Source organism: Candidatus Cloacimonas sp. (assembly GCA_039680785.1).
GTDB lineage: Bacteria > Cloacimonadota > Cloacimonadia > Cloacimonadales > Cloacimonadaceae > Cloacimonas.
The window spans coordinates 1-3,440 of sequence record JBDKSF010000016.1; the positions used below are offsets into that span (position 1 = coordinate 1).

General features: G+C 39.2%; 3 protein-coding genes. All 3 read left to right on the forward strand.

Annotated features, from left to right (window positions below; translation table 11 throughout):
* The first annotated feature begins 88 nt into the window (after positions 1–88).
* Complete coding sequence (locus ABFC98_00760) at positions 89–1,231, forward strand: iron-containing alcohol dehydrogenase (protein ID MEN6444557.1); 1,143 nt, start codon at positions 89–91, stop codon at positions 1,229–1,231.
* A gap of 179 nt (positions 1,232–1,410) precedes the next feature.
* On the forward strand, positions 1,411–2,337 hold the full coding sequence (gene lepB / locus ABFC98_00765; protein ID MEN6444558.1) for a signal peptidase I: 927 nt from the start codon (positions 1,411–1,413) through the stop codon (positions 2,335–2,337).
* Positions 2,307–3,431: a radical SAM family heme chaperone HemW gene (gene hemW, locus ABFC98_00770; GenBank protein MEN6444559.1), complete on the forward strand. Its 1,125-nt coding sequence runs from the start codon at positions 2,307–2,309 to the stop codon at positions 3,429–3,431. The genes lepB and hemW overlap by 31 nt, the downstream gene beginning before the upstream one ends.
* The last annotated feature ends 9 nt before the right edge of the window (positions 3,432–3,440 follow it).

Genomic DNA, 3,440 nt, shown 5'->3' on the forward strand with positions numbered 1-3,440 from the left:
CCCTCATTCTTTTTTTGCTTGTTTTATTTTAGATATGCTTTATTATATGTATAGAATCAAATAGTGATGTCTAATAAAGGAGCGAAAAATGGATGCGTTCAGTTTTTATAATCCAACGCGGATTGAATTTGGCGTAGGCAAGATTAAAAGAATCGGAAGCGAATTACAAAATGCAAATATCAAAAGCTGCTTAATGGTTGCCGGAAGTGGTTCCATAAAAGCAAACGGTGTATATGATCAAGTTCTGGAATCCCTTACTAAGGCAAATATCCGTTTAATTGAGGGTTGGGGAGTGCAGTCAAATCCCACTTTGGAAAAAGTGAAAGAACTCTGCCAAATTGCCAAGCAAGATAAAGTGGAGGCGATTCTTGCCGTCGGAGGCGGAAGTGTGATCGACACTGCCAAAACTGTTGCCGCCGGTGTTTATTTGGATAATATTTGGGATGTTTTTGAAGAAAAGGAAAGTATTCGCAATGCCTTGCCCATTTATACCGTTTTAACCATTTCCGCCACTGGTAGTGAAATGAATGGAACTGCCGTCATCACAAATTCTCAAACCCTGCAAAAATGGGGTGTTTATTCACCTTTGCTCTATCCTCGCGTAAGTATTATAGACCCTTCCGTACAAAATAGTTTGCCTTTCAAACAGACAGCCAATGGAGCTATGGATGCCATTGCCCATATTCTGGAATTCTATTTTGCCGATGAGAAAGCCATTGCTACTTTGGCTATAGACGATGCTTTACAAAAGACAATCATAGAAATGACCAATCGACTTCAGGTTAATGGCAATGATTTACTTGCCAGAAGTAATTTGGCTTGGTGCGCAACTATGGCATTGAATGGTATTTCTGGAATTGGTTTAAGAGGTGGTGACTGGGCTTGCCATAATATTGAACACAGTTTTTCCGCTCTGCATCCTGACATTGCACATGGAGAAGGTTTGGGAGTAATTTTTCCTGCCTGGATTGAATATATGAGCGAAAAAGACCCTGCCCGCTTTTTACGCTGGGCAAAAAATGTTTGGGATGAAGAAAATGTATCGCGTGCCCTGCATCGTTTTCGCGACAAATTGGAAGGATGGGGTATGGCAAAGTCATTAAGGGACTTAGGAATTAAGGAAAATGAACTGCCGCAAATAGTTAAGCTTATTATGATTAGCCCCAAAATTGGTATGGTGAGTCAATTTACCGCTGCCGAAGTAGAGTCCCTGTTGATGCTGGCATTTTAACTATAAATAATGATAATTGTATGGCAAATAGGCAGCTGACATCAAGAAGATAACTCTCTCCGCTTCTCTATACCTAAAAATAATTGATCTAATGAACTCCGCAAAGCTTTTGCTTGACACAAACGCTGTAATTTTAGCTTTGTAATTTTAAATGGTATAAATAATAAGGATAGTTACGGATGAGAGATAAAATCAGCCCCAAAAAAGAAAAAATTAAATCGGATATTCTGCCCTATACTGTAACCCCCCTGCCGGAAGGGAAAAAATTTCATAAACGCAAACCTGGTCTGCAAGATTGGACGGAAGCAATTCTCTTTGCTTTTGTAGTGGCAATGATTATCCGCAATTACACTTTTGAAAATTTCCTGATTCCTTCTTCTTCGATGGAAAAGACACTTTTAGTAGGTGACTATCTGGTAGCCAATAAGATAAAGTATTTTTTCAGTGACCCCAAACAAGGCGAAATCGTCACTTTTCGCTATCCCAAAATTGAAGAAGGCACTCCTGAACATAAGGACTATAAAGATGATTTTATCAAAATATTCCCTCCTATCTATATCAACAAGAAACAAAGCTTTTCCAAATTTCCTTTAACTGCTTTTCATATAAGCTATTATGCCCGCAGAAATATTGTCAAAAGAGTTATCGGGATGCCGGGAGATACCATAGAAGTGAAAAATAAAATTGTTTATGTGAATGGCAAAGAATATACCAAGGGCTTTGAAAATTACGGAGTGGCAGTTCCCAGTCCACCCGCTTCTCCGGAACGAGTGGAATATTTTACTTATCCCGAAAACAGCTTTGATTATGTTTCAATGAATCCTTGGTATGAACCTTACAGAGTGAGGACTGAAGGTGATTCTACCTCGGTTCGGAAAATATTTAACCGCGATTGGTTCGGCCCTATAAAAGTTCCCGATAAGTGCTATTTTGTGATGGGTGATAATCGCGATGTAAGTGAAGACAGTCGTTATTGGGGTTTTTTGGAACGCAAAAGTATCACTGGCACGCCTTGGTTGATTTTCTTCAGCAGAGGTATTGAGTTCAATAAACTTTATGACGATCCACATATCCGATGGAACAGGATTTTCACTCATCCACATTAGGACTTTATTTTCACATTCCTTTTTGCCTATCCAAATGCGGATATTGCAGTTTTTTCACGCTTCCTTATGGACAGAGCGCTATAAATGAATATGTTACTTATCTAAAAAAAGAGAAAGCACTCTACGGCAATCAGTTAAAAAGACCTATCGCCACTGTTTATTTTGGGGGTGGAACTCCCTCGCTTTTAAGTGCAAACCAAATTAACGCTCTCTTAGAGGGACTAAATATTTTGCAGGATGCTGAAATTACCCTGGAAATTAACCCCTTGCAAATTACCGAGCCCTATCTTCAAGAACTGCATAAAACACCCGTCAACCGTTTGTCCATTGGCTTGCAAAGTATGAATAATAAAGAACTTGCCTGGCTAAACCGTCGCCATAAAGCAGAACAAATTAAGGATAAAATAGCCCTCTGTAGAAAAGAGCATTTCACCAATGTTTCTTTAGACCTAATTTACGGTTTGCCAAATAGTTCCGTTCAGTCCTTGCAACAAACGATGGATGCCTATTGGGAACTGGAACCGGAACATATATCCTGCTATCTTTTAACTTTGGATTCCGATTGCTCACTTGCCCAAGAAGTAAATGAATTGCCGGAGGAAGAAAATCAGGCAGAACAATATGAATTTCTCTGCCAGCATTTAAAGCAAGCTGGCTATGTCCAATATGAAATATCCAATTTTGCTTTGCCCGGTTTTGAATCCAGGCATAACTTAAGATACTGGAAGAGTGATGATTATTTAGCTTTGGGAGTTTCTGCCGCGGGCTGGATTGCCCCAATTCGTTATCAAAATTATTGTGACCTAAATATCTACTATCAAAGTGTGGATAGCAAAATAACTTTCCAGCAAAAAGAAGAGCTTTCCCCCGAAAGAATTATGCAGGACTATTTAATGATGGGTTTGCGTTTACGCAACGGCATTAATTTGCAAGAGTTTAAAGAGCGTTTTCAGGTTGAACTAACCGACCTTTATGATAAGCAAATGACAAAACTGATTAAGATCGGAATGCTAACTTTAAAGAATGACTGCTTGGCTTTAACTTCCAAAGCGCTATTTGTTTCCAACCGCGTGATTGGAGAACTGATCTTATGAACTTGCCAG